Raw genomic sequence first — 981 nt, forward strand, 5'->3', positions numbered from 1 at the left:
TGTGAAGTTAGCTAATCGGCAAGCCGCTTATCTAACTTCACCTCCCTTATTCGCACTTTGTGCTCAACGGGCATCCTGCTCTGCGAGGCTCCAAATACAACTAAAGCGGCAATTCTTGGTCTTCCGGTATCCGTCTTTTGCTCGATTTTGCGGTGGGCTTTTTCGCCGTTTTGGTTTTTTTAACAGTCTTAACAGGTATGTCCTCCTCTTCTGGGGTATACGGCGGCAGTGGGGGTAGGGCGGCATCCAGGGCACTTAGCAGGGCTGCGAACTGCTCCTTGGTAGCTCCCAGCTCGCCGCGCAACTGCGCCGCCTCTTCCCGCGCTTCCCTTAACGCCTCGGCAGCAGACAAGGCTGCCGCCTGCGCTTGTTGTGCCTGGTCGTCCAATGCGGCCTTGAGCTGCTCGACCTCTACCGCCAGCTTGTCGGCGAGCTGAGCCGCTTCAAGCCGCTCAACCTCAAGCGCCGCACGGACTTGCTCCAAATCTCCACGCTCTGCCTCAAGCCGCTCTCTGGCTTGATCAGTCGCTAAACGCCAAATCTCGATACCAAACGCACTCAACCGGTCGCCAATACACGATGGCGCGGCTTCGCTGGCCGTCTGTTTGGCCGACTGCTGCGCTCGCCATTCCGACAGTCCCGCCTGTATCGAGGTGTAGCTACCTCCGCCCAAAATGCCGCGTACGGCGGCTAACGTGGGCTTATCTCCCGATTTAAACAGTTGTTCGGCAGCCTCAAAAACCCGCTCTTTGCTCGCTTTCATCGTCTAACCTCCTGTTTGTATGTAGTGGTATGTTGTATTATACATACTACTACATACAAAATCAAAAAGTTCTAAATTTCACAGATGATTTTTGCGTTTTAGTCTCGCACCAAACACCAATCACGCTCGCTAGCACGTCTAATTTTTGTTTTAAGGCCGATAAAACGGTTTGCCTAGGCAAGGGTAGCCGGTAGCATTAAAACCATTCAAAAACGCGC

General features: G+C 53.4%; 1 protein-coding gene. It reads right to left on the reverse strand.

The genetic code is table 11. The features are described 5' to 3' along the window. Positions 1 to 100: 100 nt before the first annotated feature. A complete protein-coding gene (locus AXE65_RS06385) occupies positions 101 to 763 on the reverse strand; it encodes a DNA-binding protein (RefSeq protein ID WP_068389689.1) in 663 nt (220 codons plus the stop codon). Positions 764 to 981 lie beyond the last annotated feature (218 nt).

Origin of the sequence: Ventosimonas gracilis (genome assembly GCF_001580025.1) — a bacterium.
Taxonomy (GTDB): domain Bacteria; phylum Pseudomonadota; class Gammaproteobacteria; order Pseudomonadales; family Pseudomonadaceae; genus Ventosimonas; species Ventosimonas gracilis.

Coding starts and splice junctions, on each gene's coding strand:
- AXE65_RS06385 (WP_068389689.1), bottom strand. CDS start 763: ATGAAAGCGAGCAAAGAGCGGGTTTTTGAGGCTGCCGAACAACTGTTT.